This is a genomic window from Pandoraea captiosa, assembly GCF_902459775.1.
Taxonomy (GTDB): Bacteria; Pseudomonadota; Gammaproteobacteria; order Burkholderiales; family Burkholderiaceae; genus Pandoraea; species Pandoraea captiosa.
Map to the genome: position 1 here is coordinate 983,596 of NZ_CABPSQ010000002.1, position 22,450 is coordinate 1,006,045.

The 22,450-nt window shown below is 63.5% G+C and carries 19 protein-coding genes; 9 read left to right on the forward strand and 10 right to left on the reverse strand.

What is annotated here, in order from left to right; translation table 11 throughout:
* The first annotated feature begins 220 nt into the window (after positions 1-220).
* Together PCA31118_RS09670 and PCA31118_RS09675 are read left to right on the forward strand one after the other, a co-directional pair.
* Entirely contained in the window at positions 221-2,800 is a 2,580-nt protein-coding gene (locus PCA31118_RS09670) for a penicillin-binding protein 1A (protein ID WP_425495341.1), read from the forward strand.
* 285 nt (positions 2,801-3,085) lie between these two features.
* Positions 3,086-3,949: a class I SAM-dependent methyltransferase gene (locus PCA31118_RS09675; RefSeq protein WP_150624990.1), complete on the forward strand. Its 864-nt coding sequence runs from the start codon at positions 3,086-3,088 to the stop codon at positions 3,947-3,949.
* A 77-nt stretch (positions 3,950-4,026) separates the two neighbouring features.
* Here PCA31118_RS09675 and PCA31118_RS09680 read toward each other — a convergent pair whose 3' ends face one another.
* Positions 4,027-4,746: a glutathione S-transferase N-terminal domain-containing protein gene (locus PCA31118_RS09680; RefSeq protein WP_150624991.1), complete on the reverse strand. Its 720-nt coding sequence runs from the start codon at positions 4,744-4,746 to the stop codon at positions 4,027-4,029.
* Between the two features lie 499 nt (positions 4,747-5,245).
* On the opposite strand from PCA31118_RS09680, the gene PCA31118_RS09685 reads away from it, so the two are divergent.
* A complete protein-coding gene (locus tag PCA31118_RS09685; protein ID WP_150624992.1) occupies positions 5,246-6,073 on the forward strand; it encodes an alpha/beta fold hydrolase in 828 nt (275 codons plus the stop codon).
* Positions 6,074-6,163: 90 nt separating this feature from the next.
* Here the strand turns inward: PCA31118_RS09685 and PCA31118_RS09690 are convergent, their stop codons facing one another.
* Positions 6,164-7,360, reverse strand: coding sequence for an amino acid aminotransferase (locus tag PCA31118_RS09690; protein WP_150624993.1), 1,197 nt, complete (start codon positions 7,358-7,360; stop codon positions 6,164-6,166).
* On the opposite strand from PCA31118_RS09690, the gene PCA31118_RS09695 reads away from it, so the two are divergent.
* The gene (locus PCA31118_RS09695) at positions 7,359-7,553 is read left to right on the forward strand and encodes a hypothetical protein (protein WP_150624994.1); all 195 of its coding nucleotides are present in this window, start codon (positions 7,359-7,361) and stop codon (positions 7,551-7,553) included. The genes PCA31118_RS09690 and PCA31118_RS09695 overlap by 2 nt on opposite strands.
* 119 nt (positions 7,554-7,672) lie before the next feature.
* Here the strand turns inward: PCA31118_RS09695 and PCA31118_RS09700 are convergent, their stop codons facing one another.
* On the reverse strand, positions 7,673-9,058 hold the full coding sequence (locus tag PCA31118_RS09700) for an amino acid permease (protein WP_150624995.1): 1,386 nt from the start codon (positions 9,056-9,058) through the stop codon (positions 7,673-7,675).
* A 164-nt stretch (positions 9,059-9,222) separates the two neighbouring features.
* On the reverse strand, positions 9,223-10,296 hold the full coding sequence (gene hppD / locus PCA31118_RS09705) for a 4-hydroxyphenylpyruvate dioxygenase (protein WP_150624996.1): 1,074 nt from the start codon (positions 10,294-10,296) through the stop codon (positions 9,223-9,225).
* A 323-nt stretch (positions 10,297-10,619) separates the two neighbouring features.
* Here hppD and PCA31118_RS09710 point away from each other — a divergent pair, with 323 nt between their 5' ends.
* Complete coding sequence (locus tag PCA31118_RS09710) at positions 10,620-11,093, forward strand: Lrp/AsnC family transcriptional regulator (protein WP_044454064.1); 474 nt, start codon at positions 10,620-10,622, stop codon at positions 11,091-11,093.
* A 324-nt stretch (positions 11,094-11,417) separates the two neighbouring features.
* Positions 11,418-13,130 carry a 2-isopropylmalate synthase gene (gene leuA / locus PCA31118_RS09715; RefSeq protein WP_150624997.1) on the forward strand — a complete coding sequence of 571 codons (1,713 nt, stop codon included), beginning with the start codon at positions 11,418-11,420 and terminating at the stop codon, positions 13,128-13,130.
* Between the two features lie 179 nt (positions 13,131-13,309).
* On the opposite strand, the gene pcaF is transcribed toward leuA, so the two are convergent.
* The 3 genes from pcaF to PCA31118_RS09730 form a co-directional block, all read right to left on the reverse strand.
* Positions 13,310-14,512: a 3-oxoadipyl-CoA thiolase gene (pcaF, locus tag PCA31118_RS09720; RefSeq protein WP_150624998.1), complete on the reverse strand. Its 1,203-nt coding sequence runs from the start codon at positions 14,510-14,512 to the stop codon at positions 13,310-13,312.
* A gap of 88 nt (positions 14,513-14,600) precedes the next feature.
* A complete protein-coding gene (locus PCA31118_RS09725) occupies positions 14,601-15,251 on the reverse strand; it encodes a 3-oxoacid CoA-transferase subunit B (RefSeq protein WP_044454070.1) in 651 nt (216 codons plus the stop codon).
* A 23-nt stretch (positions 15,252-15,274) separates the two neighbouring features.
* On the reverse strand, positions 15,275-15,952 hold the full coding sequence (locus tag PCA31118_RS09730) for a 3-oxoacid CoA-transferase subunit A (protein WP_150624999.1): 678 nt from the start codon (positions 15,950-15,952) through the stop codon (positions 15,275-15,277).
* A gap of 324 nt (positions 15,953-16,276) precedes the next feature.
* Here PCA31118_RS09730 and PCA31118_RS09735 point away from each other — a divergent pair, with 324 nt between their 5' ends.
* Positions 16,277-17,077 (forward strand): IclR family transcriptional regulator, encoded by an 801-nt coding sequence (locus PCA31118_RS09735; RefSeq protein WP_150625000.1) that lies wholly within the window; start codon positions 16,277-16,279, stop codon positions 17,075-17,077.
* 161 nt (positions 17,078-17,238) lie between these two features.
* Here PCA31118_RS09735 and PCA31118_RS09740 read toward each other — a convergent pair whose 3' ends face one another.
* From PCA31118_RS09740 to PCA31118_RS09750, 3 genes are all read right to left on the reverse strand, one after another.
* Positions 17,239-17,451, reverse strand: coding sequence for a DUF2783 domain-containing protein (locus PCA31118_RS09740; RefSeq protein WP_150625001.1), 213 nt, complete (start codon positions 17,449-17,451; stop codon positions 17,239-17,241).
* 90 nt (positions 17,452-17,541) lie between these two features.
* On the reverse strand, positions 17,542-19,296 hold the full coding sequence (locus tag PCA31118_RS09745; protein ID WP_150625002.1) for an FAD-dependent oxidoreductase: 1,755 nt from the start codon (positions 19,294-19,296) through the stop codon (positions 17,542-17,544).
* Between the two features lie 186 nt (positions 19,297-19,482).
* Positions 19,483-20,442, reverse strand: coding sequence for an MBL fold metallo-hydrolase (locus tag PCA31118_RS09750; RefSeq protein WP_150625003.1), 960 nt, complete (start codon positions 20,440-20,442; stop codon positions 19,483-19,485).
* 244 nt (positions 20,443-20,686) lie between these two features.
* Here PCA31118_RS09750 and PCA31118_RS09755 point away from each other — a divergent pair, with 244 nt between their 5' ends.
* A complete protein-coding gene (locus PCA31118_RS09755) occupies positions 20,687-21,517 on the forward strand; it encodes an IclR family transcriptional regulator (protein ID WP_246190153.1) in 831 nt (276 codons plus the stop codon).
* A 47-nt stretch (positions 21,518-21,564) separates the two neighbouring features.
* The gene (locus tag PCA31118_RS09760) at positions 21,565-22,389 is read left to right on the forward strand and encodes an IclR family transcriptional regulator (RefSeq protein ID WP_150625201.1); all 825 of its coding nucleotides are present in this window, start codon (positions 21,565-21,567) and stop codon (positions 22,387-22,389) included.
* Positions 22,390-22,450: the final 61 nt, after the last annotated feature.

Consider the following 22,450-nt stretch of genomic DNA (forward strand, 5'->3'; position numbering starts at 1 on the left):
GCGCAGGAGATCACGCGCGACGCCTGCGACAAACTGTCGCGAACGCAGCAATGCTTCGGTGTGTCGATGTGAGGCGTGTTGCACGGGCTTCTCGAGCGTTGAGACGCCTGACGACTTCTGCGACCCATGGGAGGTTGTCCGCGCGACGTGCACGCCGCCAGGCATCGTCCGGCCAGCCTCCCGGTTTTGGTAGGATGCGGACTTTGCCACGCTGCCCCTCATCGTGAAGCGCCCGATTTCGTCGCTATTTTCGTCGCTGGTTTCCTGGCTGTTGAATGCCTCCGCTCAGGCGGGCCGGCATGGTCTGCGGCTGTTGCAATGGCTGCAGCCCTACGCAATGCGAGGCTGGTATCACCTGCGTCATCCCACGCGCCGCGGGGTATTGATCGCCATTGCCGCGTTGCCGTGTCTGCTCCTCGCCTACACGCTCATCCTCATTCCGTTCACGCCGGGCATTCGCGATATCCGCCGTGCGAAAGTCGATCAACCTGCGCAAGTGTTGTCCGTCGACGGCAAACTGCTTGCGGAATTCCGGCCGTCGAATCGCGAATGGGTATCGCTCAAGGATGTGTCGCCGAATGTCGTCAAGGCACTGGTGTCGACGGAAGACCACCGCTTTTACGAACATCACGGCATCGACCTGAAGCGTACGGCAGGCGCGGCACTGCGGACGTTTTCAGGCGACCGCCAGGGCGGCTCGACCATTACCCAACAGCTGGCGCGCAACCTGTATCCCGACGATATCGGTCGTGCGCCGACGCTCACGCGCAAGCTCAAGGAAGCCATCACAGCGCTCAAGATCGAGGCGCTCTATACCAAGCCCGAGATTCTCGAGACGTATCTGAATACCGTGCCGTTTCTCTATAACGCCTATGGCATTGAAATGGCGGCGCGCACGTATTTCGACAAGTCTGCGGACCAGTTGGATGTCGTGGAAGCCGCGACGCTCGTCGGCATGCTCAAGGGAAACAGCTACTACAACCCGGTGATCAATCCCGAGCGCGCGCTGCAACGTCGCAACACGGTGCTCGCACAGATGGTCAAGTTCGGCGATCTCGATGCATCGAAGCTCGCGGCGTTGCAAAAGCGTCCGCTGCGCATCGATTTCGAGCGTCAGACGGAGGAGCCCGGGCCCGCACCGCACTTTGCGCAGCAATTGCGCAAGTGGCTCATCGGCTGGGCGGATCGCAACGGCTACAACATTTATTCCGATGGTCTGGTGGTGCACACCACCATTGACTCGCGTTTGCAGACGATGGCGACGCAGGCGCTCACACGTCAGGCGAACCAACTCCAAGGGATCGCCGACGCGAACTGGTCGGCGCGTGGTGGCTGGCGCGACAGCACGGCGCTGGTGCAAGCTTTTGTGCGCGAATCGGCCGAATACCGCAGCGCGATCACGGGTGGGGAAGCGCCGGAGGCCGCCATGAAGCGTTTGTTGGCAGACAAGGCATTCATGCAAAACCTGCGGGCGACGAAGACTCGCCTGCAGGCGAGCTTCTTCGCCATCGATCCACGAACGGGAGAGATTCGCGCGTGGGTCGGAAGTCGCGATTTCACGACGGATCCTTTCGATCATGTGCAGCAAGCGCGTCGTCAGCCCGGTTCGACGTTCAAGCCTTTCGTCTACGGTGCTGCGTTCGTCAAGGGACGCAAGCCCGATGACACCATCATCGATCAGCCGGTCGAAATTCCGCTCGCGGGCGGCGAGATCTGGCGTCCCAGCGACGATACGGCGCCCACGAACAAGCCAATGAAACTGAGCGATGCGCTGGCCCAATCGCGCAATACCGTGACGGCGCAGTTGATGCAGGACGTGGGGCCGTCGCGCGTTGTCGGACTTGCGCGCGCTATGGGGGTGCGGGAGAGCAAGCTGGACCCGGTGCCGTCGTTAGCCTTGGGTACGAGCCCCGTCTCGCTCAAAGAGATGGTCACCGCGTACGGCACGATTGCGGACGGCGGCGAGTATCGCGAACCGACCATGGTCACCCAAATCACCAATGGCGAAGGAGAAGTGCTGGCAACATTCTCGCCCGCGCGTGCCGAGCGAGCGCTGTCCGAGCATGACGATTACACGCTGCTCGATACGATGCGTGGCGTCATCAATCGGGGCACGGGCAACGCGATTCGCACCCGTTTCGGCATTCGCGCCGATGTCGCGGGCAAGACCGGCACCACGCAAAACAACACTGACGGCTGGTTCATTCTGATGCAGCCGCAATTGGTGGCGGGGGCCTGGGTGGGTTTCAACGACAGTCGCGTTACGCTGCGCAGCGATTATTGGGGGCAGGGCGCGCACAGCGCATTGCCGATCGTCGGCGACGTGTTCTCGCGTGCATTGCGCGCCAAGGTCATCGACGGGAACGTCAGGTTCGAGGCGCCGGACGATCACCACTGGTATAGCGATCTATGGACGCGTGCGTCGGATTGGGTGAGCAGTCTCTTCGCGAAAAAGCCTGAGCCGCCGAAGCCCAAGGCGCCTGTGAAACGCCCGGCAGCGCCCGTCCCGGCACCCGCACCCGATGCTGCGAGCGACAGCGGCCCGTTGCCGCTGCCCGTGCCAGTCGCCTCGGCGGTGCTGGCGCAGCCCGATGATCCGTCGGGAGCCAGCGCGCCCGCGCCGCATGGCACCACGATTCCGGGGGTGCCGGGCGAGTGGAACGGGCCGGGTGGGGCGCCGTCCGGTGCAGCGGCACCGCCGCCTGCTACCGGGAACGTCATGCCCTCGCCAATGACGCCGCCGGTCTTGCCACAGAATCCGACGCCAATCCCGACGCCTGCACCTGCTTCGGCGCAGTAGTGGGGCGCGGGGGGGGGGGGCGCAGTCGTTAGGGGCAGTAGTGGGCGCCGTGATGGTACCGCGATGGTACCGTGTGGGCGTAGTGTGGGTGACGTCGTTGGCGCGGTCCGGGGATATTCCGTCGCGCTCGATGCGCTGCTGCCGTAAAAATGCGCTTGACCTAAAGTCCACTTGAATTGGCAAACTGGTCGACAAGCGCATTGCCGTTCGAACCGACCGACATCGTGGGGATCGACAGACGTGAGTTCGGCGCGCGCTTCCCTTGACTTCACACGAGGTTTTCCGATGACCGAAATCGCCAATCACGACCAGTCTGCGCTATGGAACGGGCGCTCGGGCGCCGCATGGGTGGACAATCGAGCGGTGCTCGACCAGATGTTCGTGCCGCTCGCCAGATTTCTGATCGACCGTGCCCGCGATGTCGCACAACGCGCGCCCGTCGGCCGATTGCTCGACGTTGGATGCGGCACGGGCGGCGCCACGCTCGCATTGTCCCAGGCGCTTGGTGCGCACTGGTCGCTGACGGGGGCCGACATCTCCGCGCCGATGATTGCCGAAGCCCGCACGCGCGCGGCGCATGCGCGACGCCCGGTCGAATATGTCTGCGCCGACGTGCAAACCCACGCGTTCACCGGCGAACCGTTCGATCTCATCGTCTCGCGTCTGGGCGTGATGTTCTTTGACGATCCGGTGGCCGCATTCGTCAACTTGCGCCGTGCGTCACGACCGGGGGCGTGGTTGCACATGCTCGCGTGGCGTGGCGCAGCAGAGAATCCGTTCATGACCGTCGCGGAGCGTGCGGCCCAGCCGTTACTGCCCGACCTTGCGCGCCGAGTGCCCGGTGCCCCGGGACAGTTCGGCTTTGCCGATCGCGAACGTGTCGAAGACATCCTCACGTCGAGTGGTTGGACAGACGTGTCGCTCGCGCCGGTGCAGTTCGACTGCACCTTCGCGCTGGCCGACTTGCGCGAGTACGCCACGCGACTGGGTCCGGTGGGACTCGCGTTGGCGCAACGCACGCCGGCGGAGCGAGCGCGCATCGTCGATACGCTTGTCGAGGCTTACGCCCCCTTCATCCAGAACGACGAAGTTCGCTTCACGGCGGCGTGCTGGCACCTCTCGGCGCGTGCGCCTGCGTTGCCCGCGTAATTTCTAAAGCGAAGTCCACGCATCGGCACCACGACGGTGCGCCAACCCTGTTTTCGCGATACCGTACTGGCGCCCCGTCAGGCCGGGCGTTTCGGAATGTCCAGCCCGCGAATCACTGCGGGGCGCGCGACGAACGCGGCAAGCGCGCGCCGCACATGCTTGAACTGATCGAAGCCGACCAGTTCCCCCGCCTCATAAAAACCGACGAGATTGCGAATCCACGGGAATGTGGCGATATCCGCAATGGTGTACTCATCGCCCATGATCCATTGATGATCGGCCAGACGCGCGTCGAGCACGCCGAGCAGCCGCTTGGATTCCGCTACATAACGGTCGCGCGGACGCTTGTCTTCGTACTCCTTACCGGCGAACTTGTGGAAGAAGCCGAGCTGCCCGAACATCGGGCCGACACCGCCCATCTGGAACATCACCCATTGCAGGGTTTCGTAGCGCGCCGCCGGGTCGACGGGCAGCAGCTTGCCCGTCTTCTCGGCGAGATACCAGAGGATCGCACCCGATTCGAACAACGGCAGCGGCTTGCCACCGGGACCGTTCGGATCCAGGATCGCCGGAATCTTGTTGTTCGGATTCAGCGACAGAAATTCGGGCGAGAACTGGTCGTCGGTCTGGAAACTGACGAGATGAACTTCGTAGGGCAGCCCGATCTCTTCGAGCATGATCGATACCTTCACGCCGTTGGGCGTGGGCAGCGAATACAGTTGCAGACGTTCCGGATGCGCAGCGGGCCACTTGCGTGTGATCGGGAACTGGGACAAATCGACGGTCGGAGCAGACATGGGGATCGACGCATGGGTGGTTGAGCGGCCTTCGAGCGCCGCGGGACGCCCAATATAACGCCAAGCGCGCCGACGTGCTGGCGAACACATCGACAATCCCTGCCGTTCGCGCGCTCGCCAGCGTGCCCGCCAGTGTGCCCGCGAGTGTGCCCGAAATGTCAGGCGACCTTTCATGACACGGGTGGGACAGGTTTCATGAATGTCGCTCACTTGCCCGTCAAAAAAACTCACCTTGCAACAGCGCTCATCGACGCCTTAAATTGAAAGCCTTCGTTCGCGTCGACAGTTCCCGGCGCACGAAGTCTCCTCACGCCGGGCGGAGCATAATTTTTATTCCGCCGCGCCGTCAGTTGTGTCGTGACGTGGCATCTCCCGCCGTCATGTCGTAAGCGACGCGAAGTGATCATAAGCGATCGCAAGCGAGCGTCGGCGGCGCCACATTACGACGTCCTCACTACCGTTCTTAGGCCCCCATCGCGCACTGCGCAAGGATGACACCATGAGCACGTTCAAGACGAAGGATGGCACCTCGATTTTCTACAAGGACTGGGGCAAGGGGCGCCCGGTCGTGTTTTCCCACGGCTGGCCGCTGTGCGCCGACGCCTGGGACGCACAAATGTTGTTCCTGGTGCAGCACGGTTTTCGTGTCGTGGCCCATGATCGCCGTGGCCATGGTCGCTCGGATCAACCCGGCACCGGCAACGACATGGATACGTACGCCGACGATCTCGCCGCGCTCGTCGAGCATCTCGATTTGAAGGACGCTACGTTCGTGGGCCATTCGACCGGCGGCGGCGAGGTCGCTCACTACCTCGGTCGCCACGGTACGTCGCGTGCCGCGCAAGCCGTGCTGATCGGGGCGGTTCCGCCCGTCATGGTGAAGTCGGAAAAGAATCCGAACGGCCTGCCGATCGCCGTGTTCGACGAAATTCGGGCGAATGTGGCGGCCAATCGTTCGCAGTTCTACCGGGATCTGGCCGTGCCGTTCTACGGCTACAACCGCCCAAGCGCCAAGCAGTCGCAAGGGGTCATCGATGCGTTCTGGTTGCAGGGCATGTGGGGTTCGCACCTTGGGCAGTACCTGTGCGTGAAGGAGTTCTCCGAGGTCGACTACACCGAGGATCTGAAGAAGATCGACGTGCCGGTGCTCGTGCTGCACGGCGACGACGATCAGATCGTGCCCATCGACGATTCCGGCAAGCTCACGGCGAAAATCGTCAAGAACGGCACGCTGAAGGTCTATCCTGGCGGCTCGCACGGCATGTGTACCGTGGAGGCTGACAAGGTGAACGCCGACTTGCTGGAGTTCCTGCGCAAGGCGTCGTAATGCATCTTCGTGTATGAAAAAAGGGACGGCGGATGCCGTCCCTCTTTGCTGGTGAACGTTCGGGCGGGCAGTGCCGATCCGTGCTCAGCCTCAGCCCTGAATCACCTTGGCGATGCTGTCGGCCACTACGGCGACGTTGCTTTCGTTCAGACCCGCCACGCACATACGGCCCGAGCGGATCAGATAGACGCCGTGCGCCTCACGCAGCACGTCGACCTGCGCTGCCGTGAGGCCCGTGTACGTGAACATGCCGCGCTGTTCCAGATAGCGCGAGAGCATGTTGTCCGGCACGCGAGTGCGCAGACCTTCGTGGATCGCGCCGCGCATGCGCGTAATGCGCTGGCACATGGTCGTGAGTTCGTCTTCCCACGACTTGCGCAACGCCGGCGTGCTAAGCACCTTGGCCACGATCTTCGCGCCATGCGTCGGCGGGTTGCTGTAGTTCGAGCGCACGGCACTGGTGAGCTGGCCCAGCACGCGCTCGGCCGCTTCCGACGATTCGCAGATGACCGACAGGCCGCCGCAACGCTCGCCATACAGCGAGAAGTTCTTCGAGAACGAATTGGCGACGAACGCCGGCAGGCCCTGGCGTGCCAGTTCGCGGATCACGAAGGCGTCGGCGTCGATACCCGAGCCGAAACCCTGATAGGCCATGTCGACGAAAGGCAGCAGTTCGCGCTGCTTGAGCACTTCGATCAACTGCACCCACTGCGCATCGTTCAGATCCACACCGGTCGGGTTGTGGCAGCAGGCGTGCAGCAGCACGACGCTGCGTGCCGGCAACTTGTCGATGGCGTCGACCATCGCTTCGAATTGCAGGCCGCCCGTGGCTTCGTCGTAATACGGGTACGTATTTACGGTGAACCCGGCACGCTCGAAGATGAAGCGATGGTTGTCCCACGTCGGGTCGCTCACCCACACCTGTGCGTCGGGGAAGTAGCGCTTGATGAAGTCCGCGCCGACCTTGAGTGCGCCCGAACCGCCGAGTGTCTGCACGGTGGCGATGCTGCCGTTCTTGCGTGCGGGAGAGTCTTCGCCGAACACGAGGCCTTGAACGGCGTCGCGATAGTTGGCGAAACCGGCCATCGGCAGATACGGCTTCGGACCCACCTCGGCGAGCAGCAAGGCTTCGGCCTGGCGCACAGCGTTCATGACCGGCAAACGGCCAGCGTCGTCGTAATAGATGCCGATGCTCAGGTTGACCTTGTTGGCGCGCGGGTCCTTCGCGAAATTCTCGTTCAGCGAGAGGATCGGGTCACCGGGATAGGCATCGATATGTTCGAACATGGCAGTTCCTGAAAAACAAAAGAAAGTCGGTGGTGTATCGCCGCGTTATGTGGGGTTACGTCCGTGCGACGCTGCATCCATCGGCCGCACTATCGGCCGTACGGTCGGCTGTGTGGTTGTCCGTGTGATCGGCGCAGTGATCGTGCCGGACACCGTTCGCGCGGACCGCCGGCGCAACGTCATAAACATCTGATGATACCGCTAGTGCGGCGCCCCGGGGTGAACGCCGGACGCAGAACGCCCGGCGCTTCGTGAGGTAACGCGTCGCCTGCCGTCGATAGCTGACGATAGCTGTCGATAACCGCCGTACCGTTACCGCGTTGCACTCGCCGGAACCCCGGCGGCGCTGTTTTTCTGGCGCAGGCGATAGCCGATACCCAGCACGACCAGCCACACCGGAATCAGGTAGACGGAAATGCGCAGGTCCGGAATCAGGTACATGACGACCAGAATGCCGGCAAGGAACGCGAGGCAGAGGTAGTTCGTCAGTGGATAGCCGAGACTCTTGAAAAGCGTGCTCTGACCGGCCCGCGCCTTCGCTCGGCGAAAAGCCAGGTGAATCACGCTGATCATCGCCCAGTTGATGATCAGTGCCGACACGACCAGTCCCATCAGCAGTTCGAACGCCTTGCCCGGCATGAAGTAGTTGATCACCACACACACCGCAGTCGCCGCAGCCGACACGCCGAGCGCCGCGAGCGGGATGCCGCGCGAATTGACCTTGAGCAGCGCACGCGGCGCGTTGCCCTGACCGGCCAGACCGTAGAGCATGCGGCTGTTGCAATACACGCAGCTGTTGTAGACCGACAACGCGGCGGTCAGCACCACGGCGTTGAGCACGTGCGCAACGAAGTTGCTGTTGAGCTCATGGAAGATCAGCACGAACGGGCTGCCGCCGGTCACGACCTTCTCCCACGGATACAGCGAGAGCAGCACGCCCAGCGCGCCAACGTAGAAAATCAGAATGCGGTAGATCACCTGATTGGTTGCGCGCGGAATGGTACGCGACGGGTCGTCCGCCTCCGCAGCGGTAATGCCGACCAGCTCCAGTCCGCCGAAGGAAAACATGATGACGGCCATCGCCATCACGAGTCCGGACACGCCATTCGGGAAGAAGCCGCCGTGTTGCCACAGGTTGGCGACGCTGGCCTCAGGCCCGGCGTTGCCTGAGAAGAGCAGGTAGCCGCCGAATCCGATCATGCCGACGATGGCGGCGACCTTCACGATGGCGAACCAGAACTCCATCTCGCCATACGACTTCACGCTGGAAAGATTGACGGCGTTGATCAGGCCGAAGCACACGAGCGCCGAGACCCACGTCGGGATCGCAGGCCACCAGTACTGCACGTAGATGCCCACGGCGGAGAGCTCCGCCATCGAGACGAGCACGTAGAGCACCCAGTAATTCCAGCCGGAGACGAATCCGGCGAACTGACCGCAATATTTGTTGGCGAAGTAGCTGAAGGAGCCGGCGACAGGTTCGTCGACGACCATTTCACCGAGCTGTCGCATGATGAAGAACGCGACGATGCCGGCAATGGCGTAGCCCAGCAAAACGGACGGGCCAGCGGTCTTGATGGTTTGTGCGATGCCCAGAAACAGGCCGGTTCCGATCGCGCCACCCAGCGCGATCAATTGGATGTGACGATTCTTCAGGCCGCGGTGGAGCGAGCCGTCTTGTGCTGCATTGGTGGACATGTTGTTTCCTTACCCTGCCTTTATTGCCACGCGGCGCGCTTCTCTGTTTTCGTTCGATGGGAACGAACCGGAACCGTTGAGCCGCCACGGCGCGGCGCTTTTGGCGCCGTCGCCGTGTCCTTTGGGATCGTCCGTGCGAGCGGACGATCGTGTCTCCCCCGGACTCAGACCTTGAGCGTGCCGCGCTCGATCTGGTCGCGCTCCAGCGATTCGAACAGCGCCTTGAAGTTGCCTTCGCCGAAGCCGTCGTCACCTTCACGCTGGATAAACTCGAAGAACACCGGGCCGAGCAACGTCTTCGAGAAGATTTGCAACAGCAGGCGCGGCTTGCCGCCTTCGGTCGTGCCATCCACCAGAATGCCACGCGACTTCAGTTCGCCCACCGGCTGACCATGACCCGGAAGACGGGTCTCGAGACCCTGGTAATAGAAGTCGTTCGGCGCGGTCATGAGTTCGACGCCTGCCATTTGCAGGTTGTCGATGACCTGGATCAGATTGTCCGTGAGGAAGGCGATGTGCTGAATCCCTTCGCCATTGAAGGCCATCAGGAATTCCTCGATCTGGCCGCTGCCCTTGGCCGATTCCTCGTTCAGGGGAATGCGGATTTTACCATCGGGGGCCGTCATGGCCTTGGAGGTCAGACCCGTGTACTCGCCGGAGATGTCGAAGTAGCGAATCTCGCGGAAGTTGAACAGCTTCTCGTAGAAGTTGGCCCAGTAGGCCATGCGACCGCGATAGACGTTGTGCGTGAGGTGATCGATCAGGCGCAGGCCGTGACCGACCGGGTGACGGTCGACGCCTTCGATGTACTCGAAGTCGATGTCATAGATCGACTTGCCTTCTTCGAAGCGGTCGATCAGATACAGCGGCGCGCCGCCGATGCCCTTGATCGCCGGCAGACGCAGTTCCATCGGACCGGTTTCGATCTCGACGGGTTGTGCGCCAAGTTCGAGCGCGCGGGCGTAGGCCTTGTGCGAATCCTTCACGCGAAAGGCCATGCCGCAGGCGCTCGGGCCGTGCTCGGCGGCGAAGTAAGCCGCTTCGCTGTTCGGCTCGCGGTTCACGATGAAGTTGACGTCGCCCTGACGGTACAGCAGCACGTCCTTCGAACGGTGACGCGCCACGAGCGTGAAGCCCATCTGTTCGAAAATGGGTTCGAGGACGTTCGGCGTGGGCGAAGCGAATTCCACGAATTCGAAGCCCATGAGTTGCATCGGATTTTCAAACAGGTCGGCCATGATCGTCTCGGCTGGGTGAGGTGATGTGGAGGATGACAAATCGTTTTGACGCAGACGCTGCCCGGACGTTGTCGTCGTCTCGGCACAGGATTTCCCGATAAGCGAAACAAAATTGTGCTCATCGGACCGGTGGGTCGGGAAATCGTGCGCACTGTGTTCCGACCCGTGGAACCTTCGTCATGGCAAGCCGAGCATGCGAATTTGCGTCATTTCATGAGGGGCAGTGTAAGGGCGGTGAGACAAAATAGGATTTCGTAACAGTGCTAGGGAAACCCTAGGTTATGCACTAATATTTCTTAAAAATTACCTGGTTGGAAATTAAAGTGCAAAACATTGAGATCGACCGGATTGACGTACGCTTGCTGGGGATCTTGCAGTCCCACGGGCGAATTTCGAACCTGGAACTGGCCGAAGCGATCAAGCTGTCGCCCGCGCAGACGCTCAGGCGTCACCGTCGTCTCGAAGAGATGGGCGTGATCAAGGGCTACGACACCCGGCTGGACGCGCAGCGCCTGGGATTCAGCGTCGTCGCCTTCGTCCATGTGACGATGGAGCGCGGTCACATTCGCGACCTGTCGAACTTCAAGGGGCTGGTCGCGGAACTGGCGCAGATTCAGGAGTGTTTCTCCGTGACAGGCGACATCGATTACGTGCTCAAAGTCGTGGCGCGCGATCTCAAGGCGTTGTCGGATTTCCTGCTCGATACGCTGATGCGCATTCCGGGCGTGAGTGCGGTGAAGTCGAGCGTTTGTCTCGACGAGATCAAGTGCACCTCGGCCGTGCCGCTGCAAACGTAATGGCATGCGCGCCTGGGGCGGGAGATCGCAGGCAACGCAAAAATGTCGCGAGGCGACACATCATGGTTGACAGGGGCCAAAATTCTGTGATTTCATGTGCCACATGATCACCGCGCAATTCTCCCTCTCGCTACGACTACTAGCCCGCTCCACCGGGCTTGGTCCGTTGCTGCGCGCGTGCATCGTCTGAATTCCTCACTGAAGCACCGCTGATTTTCCCCAGTTACGCCGACCTGAGCCCCGGTTCATCCAACCGGAGGTCGTAGCTTATCTGCGTCTGTGCGTCGTCCGGTTGACACCTTTGCTGACAATCGAGACACCGCCATGTTGAAGAACCCTGCTACGAAGTACCGCCCGTTCACCCCGGTCAACATTCCCGACCGACAGTGGCCCAGCCGCACCATCACGCGCGCACCGATCTGGATGAGCACCGATTTGCGCGACGGCAATCAGGCGCTCTTCGAGCCGATGGACGCCCAGCGCAAGATGCGCATGTTCAAGACACTCGTCGCCATCGGTTTCAAGGAAATCGAAGTGGCGTTCCCGTCCGCCTCCGACACCGATTTCAACTTCGTGCGCGAGCTGATCGAAGGCGGGCATATCCCCGACGACGTCACCATCGAAGTGCTCACGCAGGCGCGCGACGACCTCATCGAACGCACCTTCGCGGCCCTCAAGGGCGCCCCTCGCGCCATCGTCCATCTCTACAACGCAACCGCGCCGGAATTCCGCCGCATCGTCTTCAATCTCGATCAGCCGGGGGTGAAGGCGCTGGCCGTGTCCGCCGCGAAGACGATCAAGCGCTGTGCCGACGCCGCGCCGCAAACGCAATGGACGTTGCAGTACAGCCCGGAAACGTTCACGGGCACCGAGCTCGAATTTGCGAAGGAAGTCTGCGACGCCGTATTCGACGTATGGCAGCCGACGCCTGAGCGCAAGAGCATCGTCAACTTGCCGGCCACCGTCGAAATCGGTACGCCCAATTACTACGCCGACCAGATCGAGTGGATGCACCGCAACCTCGCGCGTCGCGACTCGCTGATTCTCTCGGTGCACCCGCACAACGACCGCGGCACCGCCGTGGCTGCCGCCGAACTGGCCGTGATGGCGGGCGCCGATCGTATCGAGGGCTGCCTCTTCGGCAACGGCGAGCGCACCGGCAATGTCGACCTCGTCACGCTCGCCCTGAACCTGTACACGCAAGGGGTGGATCCGGGCCTCGACTTCTCGAACATCAACGAAGTCGCCCGCACCTCGGAAGAATGCACGCAGTTGCCGGTGCACCCGCGTCACCCGTATGTCGGCGATCTCGTCTTCACCGCATTCTCCGGCTCGCATCAGGACGCCATCAAGAAGGGCTTCGCCGCGCAGAAGCCGGACACGATCTGGGAAGTGCCGTATCTCCCGATCGATCCGAGCGATCTGGGCCGCACGTACGATTCGATCATTCGCGTGAACAGCCAGTCGGGCAAGGGCGGTATCGCGTACCTGCTGGAGCAGGCATACGGCGTGCAGATGCCGCGTCGCCTGCAAGTCGATTTCAGCTCGGCCGTCCAGCGTTACACGGACGAGACCGGCGCAGAAGTCACCGCATCGCAAATCTGGCAACTGTTCCAAAAGGAATACGTGGCCTCGACGGCGCCGCTCGCCTATGTCGGTCACTCGCTCTCCGAGCGCGACGGGCGTCAGCACATTGCGGTGACCGTGGACATTCACGGCCAGCGCACGACGGTCTCGGGTGCGGGTAACGGTCCGCTCGATGCGTTGATGAACGCCATGCGTACGCCGGTTCGCGTGCAGCACTACGAGGAGCGCGCGCTGACGCAAGGCGCGGATGCCCGTGCGATCGCGATCGCCGAAATGGCGGGTGACACGATCGTGGGTAGCGCGTTCGGGGTGGGGATCGACGCCAATCTGACGACGGCATCGATTCGCGCAGTCATCAGCGGTATCAATCGCGCTTACGAGCGCAGCGATGCGCAGGCGCAGGGCACGTTCTTCGACGCCGTGATGCGCGACGTGGCGAAAGCCGTCTGAGCCGTTCGAGCGCCGCAAGACAGCAGGACAGTGGGAAGCATGGAAGGAGACAGAAGCAACCCTGGGCAGACGAATCCCGCGCGGCACTGATCGTGCGCACGGGATTTCGGGAGCGGCGAGTCGGGACTGACCGGTTCTGCACGCGCTCCCGGCCCTCAAACCTCGGCGGGGTAGTTGTCTTACACCGCTTCGATGGCGATAGCGATGCCTTGGCCGACCCCAATGCACATCGTACACAGCGCGAAGCGTCCACCCGTTCGCTTCAGTTGGTACATCGCCGTCGTGACCAGACGTGCGCCGCTCATGCCGAGCGGGTGGCCCAGCGCAATCGCGCCGCCGTTCGGATTGACGCGCAGATCGTCGTCGGCCACGCCAAGTTGCCGCAACACGGCCAGGCCCTGGCTCGCAAACGCTTCGTTGAGTTCGATGACGTCGAACTGATCGAGCGACATACCGAGCCGCGCGAGCAGTTTTTGCGTTGCGGGAGCCGGACCGATGCCCATGATGCGCGGTGCCACGCCTGCCGTCGCCATGCCCAATACACGGGCACGCGGCGTCAGGCCATAACGGGCCGCACTCGCCTCGTCTGCCAGCAGCAGAGCGCAGGCGCCGTCGTTGACGCCAGAAGCGTTACCGGCGGTCACGGTGCCATCAGGGCGTACCACGCCCTTGAGTCTGGCGAGCGCTTCCATGCTCGTCGCACGCGGGTGTTCGTCGCGATCCACGACGATCGCCTCGCCCTTCTTCTGGGCGATCGACACCGGCGTGATTTCCTCGGCCAGCGTGCCGTCCGCTTGCGCGCGCGCCGCCTTTTCCTGCGAGCGCACTGCGAAGCGATCCTGATCTTCGCGGCTGATGCCGAAGTCCGTCGCCACGTTCTCGCCCGTCTCGGGCATCGAATCCACACCGTACTGCGCCTTCATCAGCGCATTGACGAAACGCCAGCCGATGGTCGTGTCGTAAATCTCCGCCTGGCGCGAAAATGCGCTCGCCGCCTTGCCCATCACAAATGGGGCACGGCTCATGCTCTCCACGCCGCCCGCAATCATCAGACCGGCTTCGCCTGCCTTGATGGCACGTGCCGCAGTGCCGATGGCGTCCATGCCCGAGCCGCACAGACGGTTGATCGTCGCGCCCGGCACATCTTGCGGCAGACCGGCGAGCAGCGACGACATGCGCGCCACGTTGCGGTTGTCTTCGCCCGCCTGATTGGCGCAGCCGTAGATGACATCGGCGACTTGCGTCCAGTCGACATTGGCGTTGCGCGCCATGAGCGCCTTGAGGGGGATGGCGCCGAGATCGTCGGCACGCACCGACGACAGTGCGCCGCCGTAGCGACCGATGGGGGTGCGGATCGCGTCGCAGATAAAGACTTCACTCATTTGGGTACCTCGTCGAATTCAACATCACCAAATCAAAAAAATCGCCGGTGACATCTGGCATGTCCCGGCGAAGGTGTTCAGCGTGGTGTCAGGCAACGGCCGGTGAAGGCAGCAGCGTCACACCGGTCAGGCGTTGTAGTTCGTCGAACGACAGGCCCTCGACCATGTCGATCACGCGCAACCCTTCGGGCGTCACATCGATCACGGCGAGATCCGTGTAAATGCGCGTAACGCAGCCCACACCGGTGAGCGGATACGTGCACTGATCGACGATCTTGCTCTCGCCCTGTTTGGTCTGGTGCTCCATCATCACGAACACCTGCTTCGCGCCGCTTGCGAGGTCCATCGCGCCGCCCACGGCCGGGATCGCATCGGGGGCGCCCGTGTGCCAGTTGGCGAGGTCGCCGGTCTTCGAGACCTGGAAGGCGCCCAGTACGCAGAAGTCGAGGTGGCCGCCGCGCATCATCGCGAACGAGTCGGCGTGATGGAAGAACGCGCCGCCCGGCTTGAGCGTGACGGGCTGTTTGCCGGCGTTGATGAGATCGTCGTCCTCTTCGCCCTTGGCGGGCGCAGGGCCCATGCCGATGACACCGTTCTCGCTCTGGAGAATGATCTCCTTCTCGGCGGGCAGGTGATTGGCGACAGCGGTCGGCAGGCCGATGCCAAGGTTCACATAGGCGCCGTCAGGAATGTCCTGGGCGACGCGGGCGGCCATCTGGTCGCGGGTCAGTCGGTTCATGTCTTGCTCCGGTCAGATGGGGGTCAGGCGCGCGGGGCGGCGGGCACCGCGACGACACGTTGGACGAAGATGCCGGGCGTGACCACGGCTTCCGGATCGAGGTCGCCGAGTTCGACGACTTCGTCCACCTGAACGATCGCGCACTTCGCCGCCGTAGCCATGATCGGGCCGAAGTTGCGGGCGGTCTTGCGGTACACGAGGTTGCCCCAGCGATCGCCCTTGAGCGCCTTGATGAGCGCGAAGTCGGCGTGGATGGGGGACTCCAGCACGTACGACTTGCCGTCGATCACGCGCGTTTCCTTGCCTTCGGCAAGCAGCGTGCCGAAGCCGGTCGGCGTGAAGAAGCCGCCGATACCGGCGCCCGCCGCGCGAATGCGCTCGGCAAGGTTGCCCTGCGGCACCAGTTCCAGTTCGATCTTGCCCGCACGATACAGGCCGTCGAACACCTGCGAGTCGGTCTGACGCGGGAACGAGCAGATGATCTTGCGCACGCGTCCGGCCTTGAGCAGCGCCGCGAGACCCGTCTCGCCGTTGCCGGCGTTGTTGTTGACGATGGTCAGATCGCGCGCGCCCTGTTCGATCAGGGCATCGATGAGCGCCGAGGGCATGCCGGCGTTGCCAAAGCCGCCAATCATGATCGTCGCGCCGTCGTGAACGTCCGCGACCGCGCTGGCGAGCGAGTCGTAAATCTTGTTGATCACACGTGCCTCCTGGGCATTTCCATCAAATCCTCGGGCCGTCGGGCGGTGTGCCCGTGCCCTTCTGGGCTGTCTCCCGGCGATGGCGTCTTGTCAGGCGGCATCGTCTGGTTCACAATGTTCTTATAGCGAACAAATATTCGCTATAAGAACAGCGTAAGCGTTACCTCGTCGGCCGTCAAGCGAGGGGCGTCCCGAAGATTTGCCGAGAATGTATCTGTGGGATCGGGCGTCTCACGCGGAAGTCACACAGTAGCCACGTGGTAGAACAGGGGCCGCAAATCCAGTACGCTTGCGGCTCACGCCCGATTGCCAACTCATCGATACATGACCCCAGTGACGAACGACGCGACCGAACCGACCGACAAGAAGCCCGGCGACTCCTACGTGCAGTCGTTTGCGCGTGGGCTGGCCGTGGTCAAGGCGTTCAATGCCGCGCGCCCGGCGCAAACGCTCTCGGAAGTGGCGCAGGCGTCCGGGCTGACACGTGCCGGCGCACGTCGCATTCTGCTCACGCTCGAAGCGTTGGGTTACGTGCGCAGCGAGGGCCGGCTATTCCGCCTCACGCCGCGCATTCTCGATCTCGGCTTCTCGTATCTGACGTCCATGCCGCTCTGGAATCTGGCCGAGCCGTTCATGGAGGCCCTGGTGCAGCAGGTGCAGGAAAGCAGTTCGGCGTCGGTGCTCGATGGCGACGACATCGTGTACGTGTTGCGCGTGCCTGTGCGCAAGGTCATGTCGATCAATCTGTCGATCGGCAGTCGCCTGCCGGCATGGTGCACGTCGATGGGACGCGTGATGCTCTCGGCGCTGCCCGATGCCGACCTCGACGCCGTATTGCGCCGTGCGGATCTGCGCGCACACACGGGGCGCACGATCACCGACCTCGACACGCTACGCGCGCGCATTCTCGACGTGCGCGCCAAAGGGTGGGCGCTCGTCGATCAGGAGCTGGAAGAGGGGCTGATTTCGATTGCCGCGCCGATACGCAATCGCGCCGGCCAGGTAATTGCCGCAATGAATGTCAGCGGACAGGCGAACCGAACGTCGGCGGCCGAAATGGAGGCGAAATTTCTCGCACCGCTCCAACAGGCGGCGCAGAAGATTTCACAGATGGTGGTGGTGTGAGGCGTCGATGACGTCGATGACGTCGCGCCGTTGGCACGACGTCGCGTAGATTGCCGCAGACGACGCAGGGGCGCTCGGGTTTCGAGCGCCCCTTTTTACGTGGGTGGGGGCGATGGCGGCGTCGATGGCAACGGCGACAGCAATGCCGACCACGCAAACGATCAGTGTGCCGCCGCGTTGCCCAGTGCGCCCGCGCGCGCGAGACGAATCGCCGAGAGCAGCGTGTCGTGATCGCCGACCTGATTCGCGAGCAGCAGAATCAGTTGCGCGTTGGCGGCCTGACTCTGCGCTTCGTCGAGATCGCGGTGCATGTCGATCAGCGCTTCGTAGAAGTCGTCGGGGCGCGTCAGACGCGGCTGTGTATCGAGTGCCATGCAGTGTCTCCTTGCTGCGTAATCCGTTCTGGTGAGGCGCGATGCCGGTGCGTCGTGCCTGGTCTATCGCGCTTGGTCCATCGTGCCTCGTCAGGCCGCGCATTGCAGTGGCGCGACTTCGGGCGCCGTGCGGCCCAACGCGCGTTCGCGTGCGGCGGCAATGGCCTTGACGTCGATGGCACGCCAGCGAGCGCAGACGTGCTGATCCGGGCGAATCAGATATACCGTGCCGGGCGAGGCGTCATAACGCTGTGCGGCCAGACCCTCGGCGTCGTGCCAGACGCTATGCGTGTCATGGGCGTCGAGTGCAGCTTCGGCGTCCGGTGAGACGAACACCGGCATGACGGGCACGGCGTCGTTCGCCATTGCTTCGAGCGAAGCCAGTGTCGCGGCGTCGAGCGACGACGGCGCGCCGAACACTAGTGCGACGAAGCGTCCCCCCAGACGCGGCAGCAGCCAACCCGCCTGCGCGTGACGCGAGAGCGGGGCGTCGACACAGGCGGCACCGGGCGTCATGCGTCCCTCGAAGGTGTCGGTATCGGCCGTGTTCAACGTCGATTCGTGCAAAACGGCGGGCACGGACAGACGCCCGCTGTTGACCAGCTGACGCGCAAACGCATGATCGCGGGCGAGCGTGAGCACGGCGTCGCGGAACACGCGTGAGACTGGGCTCTTCGGCGTGATGAAATCGGTGGATCGCGTGGAGTTGCGGATATTCTCGTCGGCCGCGTATTCGCGTTCGCGGGCGTACGTGTCGAGCAGTGCGTCGGGGGCCTGACCCGCCAACACCAACGCGAGTTTCCACGCGAGGTTTTCCGCATCCTGCACGCCGCTGTTCGCGCCGCGTGCGCCGAACGGCGACACCCCGTGCGCGGCGTCCCCGGCGAACAGCACATGGCCGTGACGGAAGTCGTCCATGCGCAGGCACGAGAACGTGTAGACGCTGACCCATTCCAGCGTGAACTTGGCGTCGGGCCCGAGCAACGCCTGCACGCGTGGGATGACGCGTTCGGGCGCTTTTTCGGCCACGGGATCTGCGTCCCATCCCAACTGGAAATCGATGCGCCAGACATCATCGGGCTGGCGATGGAGCAGCACCGACTGATTCGGATGGAACGGCGGATCGAACCAGAACCAGCGCTCGGCCGGGAAGTCCGCGGTCATCTTCACGTCGGCAATTAGGAACCGATCCTTGAAGGTGCGGCCATGACTGTCGACGCCGATGAGCTTGCGCACCGGGCTGCGCGAGCCGTCGGCGGCCACGACGTAGCGAGCGCTCGTGCGGTATTCGCCGTCCGGAGTTTCGACCGTGAGCGTGACGCTCGCATCCGCCGAGCCGGGGGTGCCCTGTTGCGTGAGTCCGACGACCTTGTTTTTCCAGCGAATCTCGATGTTCGGCAGCTCGCGGGCACGCTCGAACAAATAGCCTTCGACGTAATACTGCTGAAGGTTGATGAAGGCCGGACGATGGTGCCCGGCTTCGGGCAGCAGGTCGAAGTTGTAGACTTCCTGATCGCGCAGGAATACCCGACCCACGTTCCAGCGCACGCCTTTTTCCACCATGCGCTCGCCGCAGCCCAGACGGTCGAAGATATCGAGCGTGCGCTTGGCGAAACAGATGGCGCGCGAACCGCTCGAGAGCGTGCAGTCGTCGTCGAGCACGACGACGCGCACGCCTTGCTGCGCGAGGTCGATCGCGGTGGCCAGCCCGATCGGGCCGGCGCCGACCACGATGACCGGATGCGTTGCGGGTGCGGTTGCGGGCGTTGCGCTGCCCGCGTCGCCGGACTGTTCGGCACACGGCTGGTAATCGAACGTCAGGCGCTGGTAATCGATGCTGCTCATGCAAAGTCTCCATCGTCGACACCGCGCCGACGCATGCGCTGCGGCGGGTGACGTTTTTCTACTTCTGGTTTTGCTTGGTGCTGCCCTGTATTGCCCGGTATTGCTTGGCGTTGCCGACGCGATGAGCCGTTGTGCTCCGGTCGCGCCGACGGTCTTGCTAACTTGCGCCCTTCCTGGTGCTGGAGGTCAGTCCTGGAGCGCAGCCCACATTTCCTTGTCGCGCTGTGCCGTCCAGATACGCGGGTGCGTGATGCCGGCGGCTTCGTCGAAGGCGCGTGTCACGTCGAACGGCAGGCAGTGTTCGTAGATGAAGACGTGGCCGAACTTCGGATCCATTTTGCTGCGCGTGAGCGCCATGGCGCCCTTCAGATCGAGCTTCTGTTCGACGGCTTGCTTGCCGGCTTCGAACAGCGTCGTTACGAAATCCTTGGTGTACGCGAGGCCCTTGGCGACGTCATCCGGCGTGGTCAGCGCCGGGCCGCGACCCGGAACGAGCTTCTCCGCACCGAGCGCGGCGAGGGCGTCGAGCGTGGCGGGCCACTCGGCGAGTTGTGCGTCGCCCGTGTAGCAGGCCGCGTCGTACTCGACCAGATCGCCGGAGAAGAGCACCTTTTGCGACGGCAGCCACACCACCGTGTCGCCCTTCGTGTGGCCCGAACCCAGATGCGCAATCTTCACTTCGAGCTTGCCGAGGAACAGCGTCATTTCCTTCTCGAAGACGAGCGTCGGCCACGTGAGGCCCGGCACCGTCTCAACGCCCGCGAACAGACGCGGGAAGCGCTCGATTTCGGACTTCATGTCGGCTTCGCCGCGCTCGACGATCATCTCGTACGTGCCGCGGCTGGCAATGACCTGCTGTGCGCCTTCGGCAAAGTAAGCCGAGGCACCGAGCACGCGCACGGCGTGATAGTGCGAGAGCACGACATACTTGATCGGCTTGTCGGTGATCGTGCGGATCTTGGCGATCAGGTCCTGCGCCATGGCGGGCGTGGCCGTGGTGTCGACGATCATCACGCCATCGTCGCCGATGATGACGCCGGAGTTCGGGTCGCCCTCGGCCGTATAGGCCCAGGCGTTTTCCGACAGTTGGGTGAACGTGACCTTCTTGGCTTCCAGGTCGGCTTGCGAGGCGAATGCTTTGGCCATGCTTGTCTCTCTCTTATCTCGTCTGCGGGGAGGGTGCTGCTCGATGAGGGCATCTTACGAAACGCTCAGAATATTTGTCAATGACAAATCTGATTGTTATTTGCTAATGTTGCGGCGAGCGCTATCGAGGCGAGTTTTCGACGCGGGTTAACCCTGATAAATGGGCGCGGGAATCCGAAATTCGCGCGATGACTTGTTTAAAATCTAGGCCATTTTTCCGAGGGAGCCCGTCTCCCAAGACTGCATGAACCGAATTCCGATGGACGGCACGGCCGATGTGAGCGGTGAGCGAGGTAAACCCGGCCGCGCCTCGCGCGGTGTGCAAAGCGTGGATGTCGCGGCGCGCGTGCTTCAGGCCGTGGCGCAGGCGCGCCGACCGCTGGGGCCGGGTGATCTCGCGACGCTCGCGGGGCTGCCGCCGGCGCAGGCGCATCCGTATCTCGTATCTCTTACGCGACTCGGGTTGCTCAAACGCGATCCGATGTCGGGCGACTACGCGCCCGGGCCCATGACGCTGCGTCTTGCCCTGTTGCATCTCGAGAACGATCCGGCGTATCGCGCGGCGGTGCCCCGTGTCGTGACGTTCGCCCGCGAGACCGGCTTTTGCGTGGCGATCTCCACGCATGCGCCGCAGGGACCCGTCGTCGTGCATTTCGAGCGTGCCGCATTCCCGTTGCATGTGAACCTGCACGTGGGCTCCGTGATGTCGCTCACGACCACGTCGACCGGGCGCGCGTTTTGCGCGTTCACGCCCGCCGATCTCTGGCCGGCGGCGTGGCAGGAACAGATGCCCGGCGTGGCCGCCGAGCGAAAGCACTTCGAGGCGTTGCTCGACGAAACCCGCGAGCACGGGATGTCGCGCAGCGTGAACACGCCGAGTCCGTCGGTCAGCAGTCTGTGTGCCCCGGTACTGGACGCCGGCGGGCGGCTGCGTCTGGCCCTCACGGCCATCGGCCCGACGGCGGCGCTCGACGTGGCGTGGGAGGGCGCGGCGGCAAACGCCTTGCGCGCCACCGCGCGCGATATTGCGGCGCAGATCGATGCATCGGCGCACGACAGGGAGTCACCGGTATGAGGGCAAAGCGAAACCCAGGCGAGGAAGGGGTGGTTGGCGGGCACGGCATGGACGGTGCGGGCGTCGGCAGTGGCGCAGACACCACCGCGAAGCCGCAGCGCGGCATTCAGGCGCTCGAGAGCACAGGTGTTCTGCTCGAAGCGCTGGTGGCGGCCGGTCGTCCGTTGCCGTTGAACGCCCTGGCGCGCGAGGCTGGCATGGCGCCGGCAAAAGCTCACCCGCATCTGGTCAGTTTGCAGCGTGCTGGATTGCTCTCGCGCGACGCGAACGGCAACTTCGAAGCGGGCGGCCTGAGTCTCGAACTGGGGCTAATGGCGTTGCAGCGACTCTCGCCGACCGGCGAAGCCGAGCCGGAAATTCTCGCGCTGGCGCATGCGACGGGACTCTCGGCAGCCATGGCCGTGCTCGGTCCCGTGGGGCCGACGGTCGTGCGCCTGGAGGAAGCCATGCGTCCGCAGCACGTGAGCCTGCGCATCGGCACGGTGCTTTCGTTGGTGAATACCGCGATCGGACGCACGTTTGCGGCATTCCTGCCCGAAGCCGTGCTCGACGGTCTGCTCGCGCAAGAGCCGGTGCGCATGGCGGGCCTGGGCGTGGAGGGGCGCGCGGCGAAACCGCCGAGCGATTACGCCACGCGTCTGGCCGCCGTTCGTGAGCGGCGCTTCGATACGGCGCTGAGCAATCCGGTGCCCGGCATCGACACGATCTCCGTACCGGTGTTCGACCATACGGGCGAGGTGACGTTGGTGCTTGCACTGATGGGCTCGACGGGCAGCTTCGAGACGTCGTTCGACGCCGGGCCGTCGCAAGCCTTGCGCGCCGCCGCGCGTCGCCTGTCGTGGCGGTTCGGCGCGGTGGGGCGAGGGGATTAGCGGCCCCGGGGGGGGGGGCTCGGGCGGACTTGGGCGCAAGCGGACGCGGCCGGACCCGCAG

Coding starts and splice junctions, on each gene's coding strand:
- PCA31118_RS09675 (WP_150624990.1), top strand. CDS start 3,086: ATGACCGAAATCGCCAATCACGACCAGTCTGCGCTATGGAACGGGCGC.
- PCA31118_RS09680 (WP_150624991.1), bottom strand. CDS start 4,746: ATGTCTGCTCCGACCGTCGATTTGTCCCAGTTCCCGATCACACGCAAG.
- PCA31118_RS09685 (WP_150624992.1), top strand. CDS start 5,246: ATGAGCACGTTCAAGACGAAGGATGGCACCTCGATTTTCTACAAGGAC.
- PCA31118_RS09695 (WP_150624994.1), top strand. CDS start 7,359: ATGGCAGTTCCTGAAAAACAAAAGAAAGTCGGTGGTGTATCGCCGCGT.
- PCA31118_RS09690 (WP_150624993.1), bottom strand. CDS start 7,360: ATGTTCGAACATATCGATGCCTATCCCGGTGACCCGATCCTCTCGCTG.
- PCA31118_RS09700 (WP_150624995.1), bottom strand. CDS start 9,058: ATGTCCACCAATGCAGCACAAGACGGCTCGCTCCACCGCGGCCTGAAG.
- hppD (WP_150624996.1), bottom strand. CDS start 10,296: ATGGCCGACCTGTTTGAAAATCCGATGCAACTCATGGGCTTCGAATTC.
- leuA (WP_150624997.1), top strand. CDS start 11,418: ATGTTGAAGAACCCTGCTACGAAGTACCGCCCGTTCACCCCGGTCAAC.
- pcaF (WP_150624998.1), bottom strand. CDS start 14,512: ATGAGTGAAGTCTTTATCTGCGACGCGATCCGCACCCCCATCGGTCGC.
- PCA31118_RS09725 (WP_044454070.1), bottom strand. CDS start 15,251: ATGAACCGACTGACCCGCGACCAGATGGCCGCCCGCGTCGCCCAGGAC.
- PCA31118_RS09735 (WP_150625000.1), top strand. CDS start 16,277: ATGACCCCAGTGACGAACGACGCGACCGAACCGACCGACAAGAAGCCC.
- PCA31118_RS09740 (WP_150625001.1), bottom strand. CDS start 17,451: ATGGCACTCGATACACAGCCGCGTCTGACGCGCCCCGACGACTTCTAC.
- PCA31118_RS09745 (WP_150625002.1), bottom strand. CDS start 19,296: ATGAGCAGCATCGATTACCAGCGCCTGACGTTCGATTACCAGCCGTGT.
- PCA31118_RS09750 (WP_150625003.1), bottom strand. CDS start 20,442: ATGGCCAAAGCATTCGCCTCGCAAGCCGACCTGGAAGCCAAGAAGGTC.
- PCA31118_RS09755 (WP_246190153.1), top strand. CDS start 20,687: ATGAACCGAATTCCGATGGACGGCACGGCCGATGTGAGCGGTGAGCGA.
- PCA31118_RS09760 (WP_150625201.1), top strand. CDS start 21,565: ATGGACGGTGCGGGCGTCGGCAGTGGCGCAGACACCACCGCGAAGCCG.